This is a genomic window from Hyphomonas jannaschiana VP2 (assembly GCF_000685215.1).
GTDB classification, from domain to species: domain Bacteria; phylum Pseudomonadota; class Alphaproteobacteria; order Caulobacterales; family Hyphomonadaceae; genus Hyphomonas; species Hyphomonas jannaschiana.
This window is the reverse complement of sequence record NZ_ARYJ01000011.1, coordinates 58129-76990: the sequence shown is the minus strand read 5'-3', so window position 1 is coordinate 76990 and position 18862 is coordinate 58129. Positions and strand designations below refer to the sequence as shown.

Here is an 18862-nt window from a genome sequence, read left to right as displayed (position 1 = left end):
GGGAGAAAGCCATGGTCACACGTTCCGATTTTCCGGAAGACTTTGTGTGGGGCGCGTCCACCGCATCCTACCAGATTGAAGGCGCACATGATGAAGACGGCCGCGCACCAAGCATCTGGGACGCCTTCAGTCATACGCCTGGAAAAGTCATTGGCGGGGCGACCGGAGATGTCGCGTGCGACCATTACCATCGGTACAAGGAAGACGTCGCCCTGATGCGGCAGGCGGGCTTTACCGCCTATCGCTTTTCCGTTTCATGGAGCCGCATCATGCCTGAAGGGCACGGCGCGGTGAACGCGGCGGGGCTCGACTTCTACGACCGGCTGGTCGACGAATTGCTGGCCAACAACATCGCTCCCTGGCTTTGTCTCTATCACTGGGACCTTCCGCTCGCCCTCCACGAAAACGGGCTTGGCTGGACCAGCCGGGAAATTGTGCCGTTATTCGCAGACTATGCCGGCCTGCTCGCAGACAGGCTGGGCGACCGGGTCACGCATTGGGCCACTTTCAATGAGCCGAACATGTTCACCATGCTGGGCTATGGCGCCGGTGTGCATGCGCCGGGCATCAGGGACCGGGACCGCTGGCTGGATGCGGTCCATCATGTGAACCTGTCCCATGGCGCCGCCGTACGGCGCCTGCGCGACCAGCTACCCGGCGGCGCTCAGATCGGATCCGTTCCGAACCTGCAACCCGTGCGGCCGGCCTCTGACAATGACCAGGACAGAGAAGCTGCCGCGAGGATGGACGCCGTGATGAACCGGGCAACGGCCGATCCCGTATTCCTCGGCAAATACGATCCGCTAACGCGCGAATGGATGGGCGACCGGATACGACCGGATGACGAAGCGGCCATCTATGAGCCGCTCGACTGGCTGGGGCTCAACCACTATTCGCCTCACTACGCCGCCGCCCGTGCAAACGCGTTCGGTTTCCGCTCCATGGACCCGCCAGAAGGCGCAGAGAAAACCCTCATGGGCTGGCATGTGGCGCCGGATGCATTCCGGGACATTCTGGTTGAGACTTCGAAACGCTACAGCGTTCCGGTCTATGTCACCGAAAACGGCATGGCTGATGATGTCGAACCGGACAACCAGGGCCAAGTGAAGGACGACGCCCGGATTTCCTACCTCGACCGTTATCTTGGCGCCCTTCTCGAAGCACGGGCCGAAGGCGCCGACATAAGGGGCTATCTCGTCTGGTCGATGCTCGACAATTTCGAGTGGGCGATGGGCTATGGTCCACGCTTTGGCATCGTCCATGTCGATTATGCAACGCAGGTACGCACGCCGAAGGCATCTTACCACTTCCTTGCAGCGCTCGCCCGCGCTAGCCCTGATGCATGACCCAGATTCCGAACCAGCGCCACCTGTTCGACATCCCTGAGGGTGTCGCCTATTTCAACACCGCCACGATGGGGCCGATGACGAAAGCCTCCGTTGAGGCAGGCCAGAAAGGCCTCGCGCGAAAGCTGCACCCCTGGACAATTCCGGATACGGAGTTCTTCGCAGACACCGAGCGCCTGCGCCCGTTGCTGGCAGACCTGATCGGCTCCGATACAGACGGCATCGCCTTTTCGCCTTCCGTCAGCTATTCGCTTGCCACAGCAGCGCGGAACCTGCCCCTGTCCAAGGATCAGGAAATCCTGCTGCTGGAGGATCAGTTCCCCTCCAACGTCTACACCTGGCGCCAGCTGGCGAAGGAAACCGGCGCCACGATCCGCACTGTGGGCGTGTCCGGCGGCGCCCACGGAAACGAAACCCTGTCGGATGCCCTGCTTGGCGCCATCGGGCCGCAGACGGGTCTCGTTGCCTGTGCCAATGTCCGCTGGACGGACGGGGCGATCCTGGACCTCGCCGCCATCGGCAAGCGGTGCCGCGAAGTTGGCGCCGCGCTGGTGCTGGACCTGACACAGAGCTGCGGCGCGCTGGCCTTCGACGTGAAGGACGTGCAGCCGGACTTCGTGGCGGTCGCCGCCTACAAATGGCTGCTCGCCCCCTACGCCACCGGCTTCCTCTATGTCGCCCCGCAGCACCGGAACGGCACGCCGCTGGAGCAGAACTGGATCACGCGGGAAGGCTCGACGAATTTTGCGCGCCTGATCGACTATACCGACAATTACGGCCCCGGCGCCCAGCGCTTCGACATGGGCGAGCGGTCGAACTTTGCGCTCCTGCCCGCCTTCGAGTCGGCAATCCGGACGATCCTCGACTGGGGTGTCGGCAACATCCAGGAAACGCTCGGCGCGCGGAACGCGGCACTGGCCGAACAGCTCGCCGGGATCGGGCTCGAATGCCCGCCCGCTGCCGAGCGCGGCGCGCACTATCTCTGCCCGCGCCTGCCGGACAGTGTTCCGGCCGACCTGACCGCCCGGCTGAAGGAAGACGGCATCTTCGTCTCGCGCCGGGGTGACCGTCTGCGCATCACCCAGCACCTCTTCACCAGCGACGGCGATGTGGAGCATTTTATCGCAAGACTTGGTCATCATCTGGCAGGCTGACGTCATGGCCTGATCCGGCATAGTCCGGCCTGGTCCGGTATAGTCATGGCGTAATCGCCGGGCTCGCGGCCGCAATTACCCTACCGTCAGGCTTGCCCCGCCGTCGCCGACGCGCCAAAACAAGCCAGCACTTTTTAAGGAGGACTCCATGGCTAACCCACGCGTCGTCGCCTTCGATGACCTTGAATCCATTGCAGGTCAGGAGGTCGGCGTCTCCGACTGGCACCTGATCGACCAGGACCGCGTCAACCTGTTCGCCGACGCAACCGGCGACCATCAGTGGATCCACGTCGACGTCGAGAAAGCCACCAAGGCCATGGGCGGCCCGATCGCCCACGGCTTCCTCACCCTGTCCCTGCTGCCGATGCTGGGCGCCGAAGTCATGCGCGTGACCGGCACGACCCGCGGCATCAATTACGGCTCCGACAAGGTCCGCTTCACGAACATGGTGCCGGTCGGCTCCAAGGTTCGCCTGCGCCAGAAATGCCTGTCGGTTGAGCCGAAGGCTGGCGGCAAGCAGATGAAAATGGAGGCCACAGTCGAGATCGAAGGCCAGGAGCGCCCGGCCCTCGTCGCAGAGTCCATCACGGTCCTCTACGCGTAAGACACTGAAGACGTGACGTTTTTTCGGCCGCTCCGGTGTTCGGGGCGGCCGTTCTGCTTCTGGCACTGGTGAAAAACGCCGCTGCCACGCCTATATTTTCCTGACCGGCCAAGGAGACCCAACATGACCCAGCGCATCGACCGTTCGGACCGCGAGTGGCGGGAACTGCTGACCGAAGAGGAATACCGTGTCGGCGTCAAAGAAGGCACCGAACGCGCCTTCACGCCCGGCAACTACAATGACGAAAAGCGGGCCGGCACCTATCACTGCAAGGGCTGCGATACCCCGCTCTGGTCTTCGGAACACAAGTTCGACTCCGGCACCGGCTGGCCGAGCTACTGGCAGCCGATTACCCCCGGCGCCGTAGCCACCAAGACCGACTTCAAGATGATTATCCCGCGCACCGAATGCCACTGCGCCACCTGCGGGCTTCATATGGGACACGTCTTCAAGGATGGCCCGCCGCCGACTGGCGAGCGCTGGTGCATCAATGGCATCGTTCTGGACTTCCGACCCGCCGAATAGGTCTGGACAGGCCCCTCTCCCGCTGGTCCATTCCCGACTGAGGTAGGATTACCCTGGACCGGAGCCAAACATGCGAAATTCACTCCTGCTTGCGGGCGCCGCCGCAGCAGCCATTCTCTCAGGATGTACAATGACCGAGAAAACTGACCTGGCCTCTGCCCCGGCCGCGCAGGCCCCCGAAACAGCTTCCGATACGCCGGTGGCCAAGCGCGTCGATTTCGAGATTACACAGGTCGGACGCACACGGGTCGATCCCTATCACTGGATGAAGGACGATGGCTGGCAGGAGGTAATGCGAGACCCGTCCGTCCTGCGCGCCGACATCCGAGAATACCTCGAGGCCGAAAACGCCTACACCAAAGCCAATCTCGAGGTGCCGACGACGGAACTGCGCGAGGCGCTGTTCCAGGAGATGAAGGGCCGGATCAAGGAAGATGACTCTACCGTTCCCGAGATCGACGGCCCGTTCGCCTACTATTCCCGATACCGCGAGGGTGGCGAATATCCGATCGTCGCCCGCCGGAACGCGACCGATGCCTTCTCGCCGGATGCCAAGGAAACCATTCTGCTCGACGGCGACAAGATGGCGGAAGGCACCGACTATTTCGCCTTCGGCAGCATTGATACCTCACCGGATCATGCCGTCATCGCCTATGCCCTCGATACGCAGGGCAGCGAATTCTATACGGTCACCATCACCAATATCGAAACGGGCGAGCCTGCCGGTGCGCCGATCTCCGACAGCTATGGCTCGTTTGAGTGGAGCGAAGACGGCAAGTCCATTTTCTGGGTCCACCGGGACGAAAACGCCCGGCCGGATGCCGTCTACGAACGCGATCTGGAAACCGGGGAAGATAAACTGATCTATGAGGAGAAGGACCCCGGCTTCTTTGTCGGCGTCTCCAAATCCGCTAATCGCGAGAAGATCTTCGTGACCTCCTCGAACCACACAACATCCGAGTGGCACTGGTTTGATTCGCGCGAACACGCCCCGACGCTGCATACGATTGCCCCGCGCGAAGACGGCATAGAGTATTCGGTCGTTGTCTGGGACGGCCAGTTCTACATCACGACAAATTCCGGTGGCGCAGTTGACTTCAAGGTCATGCGCGCGCCCTTCGAGGCGACATCGCGGGATGAGTGGGAAGAGGTCATTGCCCACCGCCCCGGCACGCTGATCCTCGGGCTGCAGGCGCAGAAAGACTACCTTTCCCGCATGGAACGCGAGAATGGCCTGCCTCGCATTGTGGTGCGCGCCCGCGCCGATGGCGCCGAGCACGAGATCAGCTTCGACGAAGCCGCCTACGATCTGGGCCTCGATTCCGGCTACGATTACGACGTGCCGATGCTGCGCTTCGACTATGCCTCGCCCACAACACCTGATCAGGTCTACGACTATGACCTAAACACGCATGAGCGCATCCTGCGCAAGACGCGTGAAGTGCCCTCTGGCCACAACCCGGACGACTATGTCGCCGAACGGGTCATGGCGCCCAGCTGGGACGGTGTGGAGGTGCCAGTCACCCTGCTGCACCGCAAGGACACGCCGATCGACGGGACAGCCCCGATGCTGCTCTATGGCTATGGTTCCTACGGTATCACCATCCCGGCAGACTTCCGCACCAGCCGCCTGAGCCTCGTCGATCGCGGCTTCGTCTATGCCATCGTGCATCCGCGCGGCAGCATGGCGAAGGGCTACCAGTGGTATCTCGATGGCAAGCTCGAGAAGAAGGAAAACACCTTCAAGGACTTCGTGGCTGCCGGGCACTATCTCGTCGACAAGGGCTATGCCGCACCGGACAAGGTGGTCGCCATGGGCGGCTCCGCGGGGGGGCTCTTGATGGGCGCTGTCGCGAACATGGATCCGGATCTGTTCGCCGGCATCATTGCGGCGGTCCCCTTCGTGGATGTGATCAACACCATGTCGGACGAGAGCCTGCCGCTGACGCCGCCGGAATGGCCCGAATGGGGCAACCCGCTCATCAGCGCTGAAGATTACGACCGGATCGCCGCTTACAGCCCCTATGACAATGTCACGAACCAGGCCTACCCGGCCATGTTCATCACCGGCGGCCTGTCAGACCCGCGCGTGACCTATTGGGAACCGAGCAAATGGGCCGCGAAGCTGCGCCACGAGGCGCCGGAAGGCGGCCCCTATTTCCTCAAGATCAATATGGAAGCCGGCCATGGCGGCGCCTCCGGCCGTTTTGAAGGCCTGAAGGAAGTTGCCACGGAATACGCCTTCGCCCTCGCCGCTGTTGGCCAGGTGGAAGATGTGGATTTGTCGAAAGACTGATCGGGAAGAGTCACGCCCTCGCTTGCGCTTCGGGCATTTCATTCCTCCTTTTGATCCCCTGGATCAAAAAAGTCCGGCAAAGCCGGACCGGAATGAAATGGTCGGAGCGGCGGGATTCGAACCCACGACCCCTAGTCCCCCAGACTAGTGCGCTAACCGGACTGCGCCACGCTCCGACGAGAGCGGCTTGTAACCAAGCCGCCCCATGTGTGCAATGAATTATGTGGGTTCAGGCTGCGCGCCGCCCAAGGGCAGTATCGATACGGGATTTGATGTCCGTAAGTTCCGACAGTGCGCCTTCCAGACGGGCGCGGCGCGCATCTGTGAGGCCTTCCGGCGTCGCTTCGGTGAAGGCCTTCGCCACGGTCTCCTGAAGGTCACGCGCCGGGCTGCTGCCGGCGGGGGCACCGGCGCCGAGCGTTGCCTCGCCAGAGAGCACAGCGGCCATGCCCTGCTCCGCGATCAGCGCCTTCGCGCCCTTCAGCGTCATGCCGCGCTCATGCACCAGGATCTGGATAGCCCGCAGTGCATCCACGTCCTGCGGACGGAACATGCGGCGGCCATCCGGGCGTTTTACCGGACGGACTTCCCGCGGAAACTTGCTTTCCCAGTAGCGGATGACATGCGTCTCGATGCCGAGTTCCGAAGCGGCTTCCCCGATAGACCGGAATGCGGTTGCGGATTTTTCGATTCGGGCCCGGCTGGCGCTCATGTCATTTCCTTCCTGGATCGTTATTTGTTGTCGACCTGTGCCTTCAGCATCGGCGAAGGGCGGAAGGTGACAACGCGCCGTGCTGCGATCGTGGCCTCCTCCCCGGTTTTCGGATTACGGCCCTCGCGCGCAGCTTTGGACCGCACCACGAAATTGCCAAACCGGGAGAGTTTCACCTCATCTTCATGCTCCAGAGCCGCACCGATCATATCGAGCGTCCGGTCGAGCAAGTCCGACGATTCCTGCCGCGTCAGACCGACTTCGCTGACGATCTTGTCGGTCACTTCGGCGCGGGTGATGGTCTGGTTGGACATGGGATTCTCCCGATCTGGTTAAGATGTAGCCAAGGATTGTTAACGGATTACTAGCGCATCCGTCAGCCAATATCCGTGAAATAATGGCGCTTGTCGCCTGATTTTAAAGGCGGAACAGGCTCGCGCCCCATGAAAAGCCGCCGCCCATCGCTTCTGACAGGATCAGGTCGCCCGGTTTCGCCCGGCCAGACCGAACCGCATGGTTCAGCGCAAGCGGGATGGAGGCCGCCGACGTGTTGGCGTGCTCCTGGACCGTGACGATCACCTTTTCCTCGGCGATGTTCATCTTCTTCGCCACGCCATCGAGAATGCGCTTATTGGCCTGGTGCGGCACGAACCAGTCAATGTCGTTACCGGTCAGGCCGGTTTCGTCATAAATCGCCTGAATGGCCGAAGAAATATTGGTGACGGCATGGCGGAACACGCGGTTCCCTTCCATGCGCACATGTCCGATCGTGCCCGTGGAGCTGACGCCGCCATCGACATAGAGCAGGTCTGACTTGGTGCCGTCAGTGCGGATGTGGTGCGTGATGACACCGGCGAGCTCATCACCTGTCCAGTCTTCAGCCTGAAGCACGGCAGCCCCGCCGCCATCGCCGAACAGGACGCACGTCCCCCGGTCCGACCAGTCGAGAATCCGTGTGAACGTTTCCGCACCGATTACCAGAGCAGTGTTGAACAGGCCCTGCCGCAACATCGAGTCCGCTGTCGCCAGGGCAAAGAGAAAACCGGAACACACAGCCTGCACGTCAAATGCGGCGCCGCCCGTCATGCCGAGCTTGGCCTGAACCGCGGTCGCAGTCGCCGGGAAGGTCTGATCGGGGGTGGTTGTCGCCAGCACGATCAGGTCGACTTCGGAAACAGGGATCCCGGCCGCCTCAAGCGCAGACCGCGCTGCGGCGGTCGCAATATCCGATGTCAGCTCACCTTCGGCGGCGACATGCCGGCGCTTGATGCCGGTCCGTTCCTGAATCCACTCATCCGACGTATCGACCATTGCCGAAATGTCATCATTGGTCAGAACTTTCTCGGGAAGATAACCACCTGTCCCGCGGATGAAACTACGCCGTGCCATGCTAAATCCCTTACAGAGCGGCCAAGTCAGCCTGCCGCCGCCCCTTTCTTCTGGATGCGTGCGAGGTTTGCAGCAACTTCTTCCGGATAATGACTCGTGGCAAGGTCAGCGGCCAGACGGCAAGCAGTTGCAAACCCCTGTGCGTCGGTTCCGCCATGGCTTTTTACGGAGACGCCACCAAGGCCCAGCAGCACCCCGCCATTGGCGTTACTCGGATTCATCTGCTCACGGAGCTGTTTAAGCCCTGAGGCGGCCAGAACGGCGCCTGCCTTCGTAGACAGATTCTTCATCAACGCCTCGCGCACGCGGGTCCCGAGCATGCGGGCCACGCCCTCACCTGTTTTCAGAGCCACATTGCCCGTGAAGCCATCCGTCACAACGACATCGACAGCGCCCATGGAGATGTCATCGCCCTCCACAAAGCCGCGATAGTCGAGATCCAGCCCTGACGTGCGGAGGATTTCATGCGCTTCGCGCACTTCGTCATGCCCCTTCATTTCTTCCGAGCCGATGTTCAGGAGGCCAATCGTCGGCCGCTCCTTGCCGAGCGTGGCGCGGGCATAGGCCTCACCCATGATCGCGAAGGACACCAGCTGGGCAGCATCGGCCTCAACGTTCGCCCCGACATCAAGGACAACCGATCGCCCTGCCAGGGTCGGCCACATCGCGGTCATTGCAGGGCGGTGAACGCCATCCATTTTGCGGAGTACCAGCATGGAGATCGCCATCAGCGCGCCAGTATTGCCCGCCGACACAGACGCATTGGCCCGGCCTTCCTTCACCGCCTCCAAAGCGTTCCACATGGAAGACCCCTTGCCCCGGCGCAGCGCCTGGCTGGGTTTCATGTCGCTGGTAATCTTGTGATCACAGTGGATGATTTCACAGCGGTCGGACAAGCCGGTATGCGCCGCCACCAATGGTGTCAGCGCCGCCTCGTCGCCAAACAGCAGGATGCGCGTATCCGGACGCTCGCGAACGAACACGGCCACGCCATCGACGATCACGCCCGGTGCGTGATCCCCTCCCATTGCATCAACTGACAGGATCGTTCCGCGAGTCATTGCGCCTTCCGGATTCGGGCTCTGCCTGGAGCCGTCCGGGCTGTTTAAGGCGCGCCTCAGACCTTGGCAACGCCGGGTGTGTTTGTCGCAGGGAAAGCAGCCCAGGGCGCCTGCCCGTCAAGAAATGCATCAGAAGGCGCAGCCTCAAAGGCATCCGCCAGCGCAGCAAGATGGCCGGCAAGGTCCGCTTCACGCCCGGGAATCGCGACGCCATTGCGTTTCAGCAAGTCCGAAAGGGCCGGGATCCGCTCGCTTTCCGGTCCTGACAAGCAAGCAGCCGTGGCCGTGCCGAGCCCGTAATAATGCTCCCCCATCTTGCGAACCTTCCGCGCGATCGAGGCATCGCCGACACCCGTTTCCCGCAAGGACGCATCGAAACCGTCGAAAACGCGGGTGTGGATATGCTGAGGCAGGCGCTTCAGCTGGGTTTCCGGACGGCGCGTCAGTTGCCAGACCAGAACCGCCGCATGCAGGCTTACCATCTGGACGCGGTGGTCAAGATCATCGGCAACGACGCTCGCAGCATAGGCTTCAGGCGCCAGCGCTGCCGACATAAGGCCACGATAGAGCGATTCCGCCCGCTGCTTCTGTTGAGCCCCGCCGCGAAAGAGGTTCCAGAATCCTGCCAATACTTGTCCTCCTGCACGCGCGTGCTTGCCAAAACCGTCCCGCTACCGCTAGGTCTGAAGCGGACCACTATCAGGAGTTTGCCGATGGCGCGACGCGCAATTCTGGCCGCAGGCCTCATGGCCCTTCCGCTGACCGCATGCCTGACACCCAGCCGCGACTATCACGGCTATGTGGCGGACGAAACGCAGCCGGAAGACATCCAGCCCGGAGAGGACACCCGGTCCACCGTGCTGGCACAGCTGGGATCGCCGTCAACCAAAAGCCTGTTCGACGACAATACCTGGATCTATATGTCCGAGCTTCAGGAACGGATTGCCTTCTACCGCCCCAAAGTGAAAACACGGAAAATCACGGCCATCAGCTTCGGCACGGACGACAAGGTGGAAGAAATTCTGGAATATTCCGCCGACGATGGCCAGGTGATCAATTACGCGTCCCGCGAGACGCCGACCCGTGGCCGCGAACTCGGTCTTTGGGAGCAGATCTTTGGCACGGTCGGCAATGTGCGCCTGCCAAATTCCGACGAGATCACGCCGGATAACCCCACGGGACGCCGGCGCTAAGCGCACTTTGTGCGGCGCAACATTTAACCTCGATCTCGCCTCCTCAGGGAATCTGAGCAAAATATAATTCGTCAAACTCGCCTCTTCGGGGTAAGTTAAGCTGCCAGCTCAAAAAGAGCGGCAGGGCGGCGCGACAGCCCCGGGCATTCCCGAGACAGCGGCCTGCTCACCCAGGCGAGACATGCCGAATGGTCTGTTTTGCCGGGATGCAAGGAGATTGGGTTATGGCGATCAAGTTCTCCCTGTTCGGACGGCGCACCAGCGCGCCGAGTTCCAGAAAGTCCCGCGCCTATGCGTCGCTGAAAGATGCTGCTGCGGAGGCCGGACTGCTGCCGCCAACGGAAGCGGTCAAACATATCCGCGACCGCGCCCGTGAGCGGCTGGCACGCGCCGATCAGGCTTTTGATCAGTTTGAAGGATCGGAGAACGTGGGCTGAGTGCCGTCAGGCTGCGTTAAACAGTCCGCGCGCAATCGACTCGATCTGAGCAATCAGGTCGATATGACCGTTCTCTGTGCGGCTCTCATCGCGTGTCGAGCCGCCAATCTGGCCAACATCCGCTCGCTCCATCTTGTACACGACGGCTTCGCGCGCACGGCTGACACGGCTTTTGATCGTGCCTGCAGAACAATTACAGATTTCACCCGCTTCCTCATAAGTATAACCGGCAGCGACAACCAGGATAAGCGCTTCACGCTGCACATCCGGCAGATCGGTCATGGCCGCCTGAAGGACCCGGAAGTCGATCCTGGCATCAAGATTGGCCGGAGCAACCAGCGTATTTTCAGCGACTTCCTGATCCAGCGGCGCAGAGCGCCAGGAACGCCGGGAATACTGATAGAATTCATTCCGCAAAATGCGGAACAGCCAGGGCCGCATCGGGGCGGTCGGATCAAAGGAATCAACTGCCTGCCAAGCCTTCAGGCAGGTGTCCTGAACAAGATCATCCGCAAGCTCCCGCTCGCGGCACAAACTGCGGGCGAACGCTCGCAACTCCGGAATCAGCCGTTCAAGCTCATCAACAAACGACCATTCATTCACAGAATCCGGTAGTTCATCCTGACGAACCGGGTTCTTTCTGGTCAAATCAGCGTCCCTTCCTCTGTTGTTCCGCAGCGCGTAACTGGCTCAGCAAGTCCTGCAACTTCTCTGGCATCGGCTCGTCGACAACCGGCGCAAAGCTCTCGCGCAGAGCGTCGCCTATCGCGCCTTCCAGCGCTCCTCGTGAGAGTTTTTCCGGTGTCGTACATATGAACGACCTCTCTGCCGCCTCCCGCGACCTTGCCAACTTCCCCAAAACAACTGTCCCCACAATTTGCCTCTATCGACCGGGAGCCTACCCGAGCACCTGTTGGTCGATCAATTGCCTGATTCTTGACGGTTCGAGGTTAAGAATACGTTCGTAAAATCCAGGATTCATTCACCGCAACGGAACAAAATGGTTCCATTCTCGTTTTGGTATCTTATGGAATCTAAGATAAAATAAATTACCGGCAAAGGACGCCTGCGTGCTCTACGAATTGATAACCAAGGAATTGCCGTTCATGCGCCGCTATGCTCGCGCTATGACAGGCGATCAGATGGCTGGCGATCTTTGCGTTGAAACCATGCTGCAGGAGCATGTTCTCAAACCTCAGCCTGCAGACGCTCCGCTTCCGGCAGACCGCACAACCCTATTCGGCCTCCTCGACTCGATCATTGCTGATCCGGCGCGGCACCCGGAGCTGGACTCGCCCCTGCCCTCGCTTGGCAACCTTTCCTCGCTATCGCGGCGAGCGCTCTTTCTGACGGCTGTCGAACAATTCGAGAAAGACGCTGCGGCTCAGATTTTGGGAATCGCGCTGGAGGAACTGGAAGACACGCTGAAGAATGCCGAGCGGGATCTCGCCTCTTCGCTCGCGACCGATGTGCTGATTATTGAAGATGAGCCGATGATCGCATTCCAGCTGAAGGAAATCATCGAGAGCCTCGGACACGAGCTGGTTGCAAGGGCTCAGACCCGTGAAGAAGCCGTGAAAGAAGCGCGCACGAAGAAACCTGGATTGCTACTGGTCGACATCCAGCTTGCAGACGGCTCATCCGGCCTTGATGCCATGGATGAGATCATGAAGTTCCATCAAGTGCCCAGCATTGTTATCACGGCGTATCCTGAACGCCTGCTGGCTGGCCGGACCAATGAACCCGCTTTTCTCATTCCAAAGCCATTCCGGGCCGATCATGTGAAAACGGTGATCAGTCAGGCCTTGTTGACGCAATCGGCCTATTGATCGCCTGCCAGCCAGTTCTCATCCTGACCGCCGTCATCAGTGATGATCTCCACCGGCACAATATATTCAATGGTAAGGCCCGTATCATGATAGGTTCGCGTCACTCTTGCATTCGGTAACATGTCCGTCAGACGGGTTCCGAACCCCTTCTTGTCGGGCGGCTTTATTCCGGTCAGCCCTGACTCCACCCACAGGACCCGCAATTCATTGCCGACGACAGCCCATTCGACATCAAGCCGTCCTTCAGGACGCGAAAAGCACCCATGGCGGACGGCATTCGTCACAAATTCGTGGATAACCATACCGCCGTCCTTGGACGACTTCACAGTCAACTGAACATCGTCCCCCTTCAGACTATACTGAATACTCTTCCTGGCAGCCACCTGCGCCAACTCATCTTCAAACACACTGCGGAGCGAGAGCCCCTTTAGCCCGTCTGCTGACATGCGGCTGTAAATACGAGCCATTGAGTCCACACGCGAGCAGAAGTCTTCCGTATACTGTTCAACAGAATCAGCGGACAGACTTGTAATCCTAGCAGTTGCCAGGATTACGGACACGAAATTCTTAACCCGATGGTCCAGCTCTGTTACAATCACATCGTGACTTTTCTGGAGCTCCACCAGGTGGGTCACGTCTTCCACACGCTGAACAACACACCGGACCTGTCCGTCCCGCCCGAAAAAGGGCTCCTGAGTCGTTTGCCAATAAACCGTCCTGGACCGCCCTTCATCGTCCGTGAACACGCTGGTCTGGACTTCCGAGCGCGTCACTTCTCCCTGGAAACTCAAGCTGCATTTGCGCCTGAAGGACAGCTCATGATCCGACGGTGCCTGATAAATATCGAACACATATTTCCCAAGCACTTCATCAATCGGCCGACCAATCGCCTGGCAGTAAGCCTGATTGGCATAGATGTACCGGAGGTCCCGGTCGATCGCCATGGTCGGGACCGGTGATTGATCGACGAAGCCCGAAATGTCTTCCTGCGTGAGTTCGTCAGCCATCGCGTCAGACCGATTTGGAAGTGGAATGTCCGGCATCGCCGAAGGCCTCACTGGGTAATTCGATACAAGAGCCTTTATTCTAGCCACATCCTGAAGCCAGAGTCTGTATTTCCGGTTTACATAACCGGCACACACCGAAGTGACTGCGCGTCGCAGTCACCCTCGTGACCAGATTTCTCTGTAAATATAATGGAGCGGGCGATGAGATTCGAACTCACGACCCCAACCTTGGCAAGGTTGTGCTCTACCCCTGAGCTACGCCCGCGTCCTATAGGGTATCCGGCAACCGGGGCTGCCGAGAGGCGTGATTAAGCGCATAGCGAACGGCTTTGCAAGGCCGAATTTCTGCCTCACTGCACAAATCAGCCGCGAAGCACAGGACGGATCTGATCCGGCCGGACTTCCCGTCCTTCAATATCGACAAATGCCGCCCGGATGGCCGATTTGGAGCCAGCACGGGTGAAACTGATGGGCGGTGGTTCCCCCTGTCCCAGCCAGGCATCCCCCCATTGTGTAAGCCCGATCAGAATCGGTCTCAGCGACAGCCCCATCGGCGAGAGAACATATTCCGGGCGGGCGCGCTTGCCGGGCGATTTGTAAGAGCGTTTGGACAGCAGGCCGTCATCAACCAGTTTTTTGAGCCGGCCCGACAGCACGGTTCTGGGGCAACCAAGCTCGGCCTGGAAATCGTCAAACCGACGGACACCGTAAAGCGCGGCCCGCAGGATGAGCAACGTCCAGCGGTCCCCGACCACATCAATGGCTTTTGCAAGATTGCAGGCATCCGGTTGGACCGGCGAACGGCGGGCGAGAGGAATCTGCGTCATGCCCTGACTCCTGAATGGGTTCGCATTTGAAATCCAGACTTGTTCGCGAAGCCTTCACGTTTTTGCCGCATGGGACCGGAAGATACTCCAGAACACTGAGGTTCCGATGCTACGCCGCACCATACAGTTCGCATCCCTGATTCTGCTTGCGACATGCGCCGGCACTGCCGAGATGCCGGAAGCCCCACGCGTCACCATGCCCGCGGCGGACGCTGCCTGGACCTTCGACACAATATCGGCAGAACTTGCAGATACCTCCTGCCCGGCCGGAACCGCCGCAGTCCCCTCTGTTCCGCTCGCAATTACAGCACAGGCCATCGATCTCGGCCCAGCCGATGACGTTGCCCGCCGTTTGCCGGAAGGCGCGGTGTTTGCGGGCGGCTGGGAGCTGACGGCCGACAATGCCAGCTTCGGCGGTTTATCTGACCTCGCAGTCGACACCGACGGCGACCTGCTCGCCGTCGTCGACGACGGTGCATTTGTCCGCATCGGCATGGCGGACGGTGCTCCCGACGGTTCAGGCGATCTGACCTATATGCTGGGAGAAGACGGACAGCTCCTTCAAGGCAAGTCGATGGGCGACGCTGAGGGGCTGGTAGTCCGGAATAGTCTGGCCATAGTCAGCTTTGAGCGCACGCATCGCATCTCGGCGTTTGCCCTGGAAACCTGCGGTGCCGCGGCCCGTGAGGCGCCGATCAGCCGGCTGCCTTCCACATATGCCGGTCGGCTCATCGACGAAAATCGCGGCGCCGAGGCCCTCGCCATCACGCCCGAGGGCAACATCCTGTTTGGCTATGAAACTGTCGAGCGCGGCCGGTCCCCCATCGGAGCCGTGACAGGCCTCAATTCTGCTGGCTGGACGGACGAAATGGCCCCCAACCCGGCCGGCTACGCCTTTGTGGGTTTCGACGCTGCCCGGATCGGCGACACTGACGAGACGTTCTGGCTCTTTCGCAGCTACGACCCCATCCGCGGAAACCGGAATGTGGTCAGCTGGCAGGACGGCGCGAAGGCAATCGAACTGACCCGCCCCCTGGCCGTTGATAACTACGAGGGCATTACGGTGCAGGACCTTGGAAACGGCGTCGCGCGTGTCTGGATCATCTCCGACGACAATTTCAATCCGCAGCAGCGCACGCTCCTGCTCGCTTTCGACATTGCAGTCACGTCAGAATAATCCCGCTTACAATCCGGCGCATTCGCGCCTACATCTGATCCTGCACAAGGGCTGCGGCGTGCGCGAAGGGACTGATCTCCGGCGACCTTACTTACCGTCAGGGAGCTGGCAATCTGGATGGGGCCGTGGCCCTGTCTCACCTGGCACCCACCTAGTCTCTAGGTTGACGGGAGTGAATATGCCCTGCGGCGCTCGCGGTTCTTGTGCACACTCAGCCCCGTTGGCGCTTTAAGAGACGTGACGCCGCGGCCGGACCTGATTAAGGCTGCCTGCATGACAACGCCTCCTCCCGACAAGATTCAGCTGCGCCACAGGATGCGCACCATCCGCGCGGAAGCCGCCGCACGCGACCCTGATGCCGCAGAGAAAATCGCGGACCTGTTCCCGATGAAGCTGCTGGAGCGCTACGGGCCAGTCGTGTCGGGCTATGTCCCGATCAATGAGGAACTGGATCCGATGCCGCTGATGAAGCGGCTTGCGGACGCCGGGGCTGAATTGTGCCTGCCACGCATGCTACCTGAAGGGGGTATATCCTGGCGCCTGTGGAGCTTCGGCGAACCGCTGGAGCGCCGCCCCTTCGGTCTCAGCGAGCCGGTAGAGGATGCCCCGGAAGCGCACCCAACCCTGATCCTGACACCGCTTCTTGCGTTTGACGCAAAGGGCAATCGTCTGGGGTATGGTAAAGGCCACTACGATTTGGCGCTGCAATCGTTAAGGTCCGAGGGACGGGCCTTTGCCTGCGCCGTTGCGTATGCCGCTCAACAGATTGAGGACGTACCAGCAGAACCGCACGATCAACCACTCGACTGGGCAATCACTCCGGCTGGCTCGATCCCCCTGTTCATGATGCGCAACATGGCTGCTTTGAAACAAGGTTAATGGCCTGTTTCTTGCGATGGTCCGAAATGAGATCGGACCATTGAATGGCAACAGACACTACAGATCACAGCCTGAAGAAACACTTGCAGGACTGGCAACCGGGCTCCGTCGTTATCGTGGCGGTGCTGGTCTTTGCCTTGTGCGTGGCCCTTTATGCCGCTGTAAGAGCCCCGCGCCATATGCAGACTGGTCCGGAGGCGAAGTCCGCCGCACCTCTGGTCGCAGACATGTCGCCTGTGATGCCATGGAACCCGGTGCGTACGGTTAACCCCGTCCCGGAAGTTCTAGAACACCGGGAAGGCCCTTACACACTCAGACCGGACGCCCCGATGCTGGAATCGGATGGCGCGTTTGTGTCAGTGCTTGGAAATGGCCTGTCACCGGAACGGTTCTACATATCAAAGCACAGCAACGACAAAGGCTTTCAGGGCGGCGACTGGGTTCCGGAAAACGTCTCAACCGGACCGGACGGCCTCCGGCTTGACGTGACACCCACAGGCGATCCGAAGAAGCCTTATGCGCTGGCTGAGGTCCAGGTCATCGGCACCTATGGCTACGGCCGCTACGAAACCATCATGCGCCCGGCGAAAGGCTCCGGTCTCGTGTCTGCCTTCTTCACTTATACCGGCCCCTATTTCGGCAAACCACATGATGAAATCGACATCGAGTTTGTCGGCAAGGACACGAGCATTGTCGAGCTGAACTACTTCCACAACGGCAAGACCGGCAGCAGCGCGCGCATCAAGCTTCCCTTTGATGCATCAGAAGAAGACCACCTTTATGCCTTTGACTGGATGCCGGAAGGCATCAGCTGGTATGTCGACGGCAAGCTGATCTACCAAACCCCGGAAAATGACCCCTTCATTCCGGACAATCCGGGCCGCCTCGTCATCAGCAACTGGACCGGCAAAAAAGAGCTTCGCCAGTGGCACGGCGATCCGGATTTCGGAGATCGTGGGTCGGCCTACTATTCCTGTATCTCATTCACGCCGCTGGGCGAAAATACGCGCCGGTGCGCAGACATATTCAAAGAGGGCGCTCAGTTCCCGGCACCGCTCGATTGATCCTTTTTCGGCAGATCACAACAAAAACGGCGCCACCCCAATTGGGACAGCGCCGCTTTAACTGAAAACGTATTCCCAATCAGGCTATTCGTCGATGACCTGCGAACGGGCTTCAGGGATCAGGACAGCCATCTGCTCGCGGATTTCCGCGTCGCTCGTGCCGGTTTTGGCCTTGTCGAGGTCTGCGCGCACCTTCCGGAACACATCCTCATCGCCAGCCTCTTCCAGGTCAGAGAGGACCACGGTTTTCGCATAGGCTTCCGCGTCGTCTTCGCCCATGCCCATGAGGCCGGCAGCCCACAAGCCCAGAAGCTTGTTGCGGCGGTTCATGACTTTGAACTGTTGCTCCTCGGTGAGCGCAAACCGCGCTTCTTCCGCGCGCTCCCGATCGTTGAATGTGCTCATCTCAGGACCTTTCCCATAAGTAGACCTTGGCGGCATATAGAGTCCCCGGCAAGGTGTGTGCAATAATTGTTTCCCGCGACGGATTGGCGTAACAGGAGCCGCTAGCGGAGGGGGCTGCGGCGATTCCTGCCGGATGAAGCCGTCCCGGTCCCCATACAGGGGCCCATGAAAGGGGTTTATCCATGAGCAAACGGCGTGTCGTTTATGAAGGCAAGGCCAAGATCCTTTATGAGGGTCCGGAGCCGGGCACCCTTATTCAGTATTTCAAGGATGATACGACGGCTTTTGATGCCCAGAAGCGCGCCGTGCTGGATGGCAAAGGCGTCCTGAACAACCGCATCAGCGAATTCATGATGACCCGCCTGGCTGGCGTAGGAATCCCGACCCACTTCATCCGCCGCCTTAATATGCGCGAGCAGCTGATCAAGAAGGTCGAGATCATTCCGCTGGAAGTCGTCGTGCGAAACGTTGCCGCCGGCTCGCTTGCCAAGCGCCTTGGCATCGAAGAAGGCCAGGTTCTGCCCCGCCCGATCGTCGAGTTCTATTACAAGGACGATGCGCTGCATGATCCCCTCGTGACAGAAGAGCATATTGCCGCCTTCGGCTGGGCCGGCCCCCAGGAGTATGACGACCTCATCTCGCTCGCTCTTCGCGTAAATGATTTCATGTCCGGCCTGTTTGCCGCTGTCGGCATCCGCCTGATCGACTTCAAGCTGGAGTTTGGCCGATATTTCGAAGGCGATGCCGAAATTCCACGGATTCTTCTGGCAGATGAGATCAGCCCCGATTCCTGCCGACTGTGGGATTTCGAGTCCGGTGAGAAGCTCGACAAGGATCGCTTCCGCCGGGATCTCGGTGGCGTTACTGAAGCGTATGCCGAAGTCGCCCGCCGCCTCGGGATCATCAAGGAATCCGGCGAAACCGATAATGTCGTCAGCATCAACAGCGGCAAGTAAA

At 60.2% G+C, this 18862-nt stretch carries 22 protein-coding genes, 2 tRNA genes and 1 other RNA gene; 13 read left to right on the top strand and 12 right to left on the bottom strand.

All coding sequences use genetic code 11. From position 1 onward, the window contains the following. The first annotated feature begins 11 nt into the window (after nt 1–11). From HJA_RS14665 to HJA_RS14645, 5 genes are all read left to right on the top strand, one after another. A complete protein-coding gene (locus HJA_RS14665; RefSeq protein WP_035583608.1) occupies nt 12–1346 on the top strand; it encodes a GH1 family beta-glucosidase in 1335 nt (444 codons plus the stop codon). Then, the gene (locus HJA_RS14660; protein ID WP_035583606.1) at nt 1343–2500 is read left to right on the top strand and encodes an aminotransferase class V-fold PLP-dependent enzyme; all 1158 of its coding nucleotides are present in this window, start codon (nt 1343–1345) and stop codon (nt 2498–2500) included. The genes HJA_RS14665 and HJA_RS14660 overlap by 4 nt, the downstream gene beginning before the upstream one ends. Nucleotides 2501–2648: 148 nt before the next feature. Beyond that, nucleotides 2649–3104 (top strand): MaoC family dehydratase, encoded by a 456-nt coding sequence (locus tag HJA_RS14655; RefSeq protein WP_034762806.1) that lies wholly within the window; start codon nt 2649–2651, stop codon nt 3102–3104. 123 nt (nt 3105–3227) lie between these two features. Further along, the gene (gene msrB / locus HJA_RS14650; RefSeq protein ID WP_035583604.1) at nt 3228–3629 is read left to right on the top strand and encodes a peptide-methionine (R)-S-oxide reductase MsrB; all 402 of its coding nucleotides are present in this window, start codon (nt 3228–3230) and stop codon (nt 3627–3629) included. Between the two features lie 130 nt (nt 3630–3759). Further along, nucleotides 3760–5925, top strand: coding sequence for a S9 family peptidase (locus tag HJA_RS14645; protein ID WP_051597744.1), 2166 nt, complete (start codon nt 3760–3762; stop codon nt 5923–5925). A 98-nt stretch (nt 5926–6023) separates the two neighbouring features. Here HJA_RS14645 and HJA_RS14640 read toward each other — a convergent pair. The 6 genes from HJA_RS14640 to HJA_RS18180 form a co-directional block, all read right to left on the bottom strand. Then, a tRNA-Pro gene (locus HJA_RS14640) sits at nt 6024–6101 on the bottom strand. 53 nt (nt 6102–6154) lie between these two features. Continuing rightward, nucleotides 6155–6637 (bottom strand): MerR family transcriptional regulator, encoded by a 483-nt coding sequence (locus HJA_RS14635; RefSeq protein ID WP_051597743.1) that lies wholly within the window; start codon nt 6635–6637, stop codon nt 6155–6157. A gap of 20 nt (nt 6638–6657) precedes the next feature. After that, nucleotides 6658–6951 carry an integration host factor subunit alpha gene (locus HJA_RS14630; RefSeq protein ID WP_035583602.1) on the bottom strand — a complete coding sequence of 98 codons (294 nt, stop codon included), beginning with the start codon at nt 6949–6951 and terminating at the stop codon, nt 6658–6660. 103 nt (nt 6952–7054) lie between these two features. Continuing rightward, nucleotides 7055–8026: a beta-ketoacyl-ACP synthase III gene (locus tag HJA_RS14625; protein WP_035583600.1), complete on the bottom strand. Its 972-nt coding sequence runs from the start codon at nt 8024–8026 to the stop codon at nt 7055–7057. A gap of 26 nt (nt 8027–8052) precedes the next feature. Then, nucleotides 8053–9087, bottom strand: a complete 1035-nt coding sequence (plsX, locus tag HJA_RS14620) for a phosphate acyltransferase PlsX (protein ID WP_035583598.1) — start codon at nt 9085–9087, stop codon at nt 8053–8055. 56 nt (nt 9088–9143) lie between these two features. After that, nucleotides 9144–9716, bottom strand: coding sequence for a ubiquinol-cytochrome C chaperone family protein (locus tag HJA_RS18180; protein ID WP_051597742.1), 573 nt, complete (start codon nt 9714–9716; stop codon nt 9144–9146). Between the two features lie 84 nt (nt 9717–9800). Between HJA_RS18180 and HJA_RS14610 the strand changes: the two genes are divergently transcribed. Next, the gene (locus HJA_RS14610; RefSeq protein ID WP_035583596.1) at nt 9801–10280 is read left to right on the top strand and encodes an outer membrane protein assembly factor BamE; all 480 of its coding nucleotides are present in this window, start codon (nt 9801–9803) and stop codon (nt 10278–10280) included. A gap of 224 nt (nt 10281–10504) precedes the next feature. Continuing rightward, nucleotides 10505–10717 carry a hypothetical protein gene (locus tag HJA_RS14605; protein WP_035583594.1) on the top strand — a complete coding sequence of 71 codons (213 nt, stop codon included), beginning with the start codon at nt 10505–10507 and terminating at the stop codon, nt 10715–10717. Between the two features lie 6 nt (nt 10718–10723). Here the strand turns inward: HJA_RS14605 and HJA_RS14600 are convergent, their stop codons facing one another. Further along, nucleotides 10724–11365, bottom strand: a complete 642-nt coding sequence (locus HJA_RS14600; RefSeq protein WP_051597741.1) for a sigma-70 family RNA polymerase sigma factor — start codon at nt 11363–11365, stop codon at nt 10724–10726. Nucleotide 11366: 1 nt separating this feature from the next. Further along, nucleotides 11367–11591, bottom strand: a complete 225-nt coding sequence (locus HJA_RS18890; RefSeq protein WP_375210084.1) for a NepR family anti-sigma factor — start codon at nt 11589–11591, stop codon at nt 11367–11369. Nucleotides 11592–11787: 196 nt separating this feature from the next. Here HJA_RS18890 and HJA_RS14590 point away from each other — a divergent pair, with 196 nt between their 5' ends. Beyond that, complete coding sequence (locus HJA_RS14590) at nt 11788–12546, top strand: PhyR family response regulator anti-anti-sigma factor (protein ID WP_035583591.1); 759 nt, start codon at nt 11788–11790, stop codon at nt 12544–12546. Here the strand turns inward: HJA_RS14590 and HJA_RS14585 are convergent. From HJA_RS14585 to HJA_RS14575, 3 genes are all read right to left on the bottom strand, one after another. Next, nucleotides 12540–13553: a sensor histidine kinase gene (locus HJA_RS14585; RefSeq protein ID WP_162177077.1), complete on the bottom strand. Its 1014-nt coding sequence runs from the start codon at nt 13551–13553 to the stop codon at nt 12540–12542. The two genes, HJA_RS14590 and HJA_RS14585, sit on opposite strands and share 7 nt — an antisense overlap. 190 nt (nt 13554–13743) lie before the next feature. Then, nucleotides 13744–13818, bottom strand: a tRNA-Gly gene (locus tag HJA_RS14580). A 97-nt stretch (nt 13819–13915) separates the two neighbouring features. Beyond that, nucleotides 13916–14380 (bottom strand): winged helix-turn-helix transcriptional regulator, encoded by a 465-nt coding sequence (locus HJA_RS14575; RefSeq protein WP_035583586.1) that lies wholly within the window; start codon nt 14378–14380, stop codon nt 13916–13918. A gap of 106 nt (nt 14381–14486) precedes the next feature. On the opposite strand from HJA_RS14575, the gene HJA_RS14570 reads away from it, so the two are divergent. The 4 genes from HJA_RS14570 (at nt 14487) to HJA_RS18175 (ending at nt 17500) form a co-directional block, all read left to right on the top strand. Continuing rightward, nucleotides 14487–15557: an esterase-like activity of phytase family protein gene (locus HJA_RS14570; protein ID WP_035583584.1), complete on the top strand. Its 1071-nt coding sequence runs from the start codon at nt 14487–14489 to the stop codon at nt 15555–15557. A 45-nt stretch (nt 15558–15602) separates the two neighbouring features. Beyond that, nucleotides 15603–15762: non-coding RNA, 6S RNA (ssrS, locus tag HJA_RS18415), on the top strand. Nucleotides 15763–15830: 68 nt separating this feature from the next. Then, nucleotides 15831–16436 carry a 5-formyltetrahydrofolate cyclo-ligase gene (locus HJA_RS14565; RefSeq protein ID WP_035583702.1) on the top strand — a complete coding sequence of 202 codons (606 nt, stop codon included), beginning with the start codon at nt 15831–15833 and terminating at the stop codon, nt 16434–16436. A gap of 44 nt (nt 16437–16480) precedes the next feature. Continuing rightward, nucleotides 16481–17500, top strand: coding sequence for a family 16 glycosylhydrolase (locus HJA_RS18175; RefSeq protein WP_081814737.1), 1020 nt, complete (start codon nt 16481–16483; stop codon nt 17498–17500). 84 nt (nt 17501–17584) lie between these two features. Here HJA_RS18175 and HJA_RS14555 read toward each other — a convergent pair whose 3' ends face one another. After that, entirely contained in the window at nt 17585–17905 is a 321-nt protein-coding gene (locus tag HJA_RS14555; RefSeq protein ID WP_035583582.1) for a DUF1476 domain-containing protein, read from the bottom strand. A 182-nt stretch (nt 17906–18087) separates the two neighbouring features. On the opposite strand from HJA_RS14555, the gene purC reads away from it, so the two are divergent. After that, nucleotides 18088–18861, top strand: coding sequence for a phosphoribosylaminoimidazolesuccinocarboxamide synthase (gene purC / locus HJA_RS14550; protein WP_035583580.1), 774 nt, complete (start codon nt 18088–18090; stop codon nt 18859–18861). Nucleotide 18862 lies beyond the last annotated feature (1 nt).